This is a genomic window from Pantoea sp. SIMBA_079 (assembly GCF_046940275.1).
GTDB classification, from domain to species: Bacteria; Pseudomonadota; Gammaproteobacteria; order Enterobacterales; family Enterobacteriaceae; genus Pantoea; species Pantoea borealis.
Genome location: NZ_JAWRYR010000868.1, coordinates 1 through 239, shown reverse-complemented (window position 1 = coordinate 239; position 239 = coordinate 1). Strand labels below are relative to the sequence as shown.

At 70.7% G+C, this 239-nt stretch carries 1 protein-coding gene; it reads right to left on the bottom strand.

What is annotated here, in order from left to right:
- The coding region (locus tag SB719_RS22405) for an ABC transporter permease subunit (protein WP_412160068.1) at nucleotides 1-239 on the bottom strand (239 nt) is incomplete at both ends.

Below are 239 nucleotides of genomic sequence, written 5' to 3'. Positions count from 1 at the left end.
CCCGGTCTGGCTGGCCATGGAGGGATCGAGAACGGCGCGCAGGAGCGTCGGGGCGAGGAAGCGGCCGAGGGTGTCCATCAGGCCGATCAGGATGGCGGCGAGGAAGGCGCCGCGGATGGAGCCGATGCCGCCGATCACGATCACCACGAAGGCGAGGATCAGGATGTTGTCGCCCATGCCCGGCTCGACGGACAGGATCGGCGCCACCATGGCCCCCGCGAAGCCGGCGAGCATGGCCC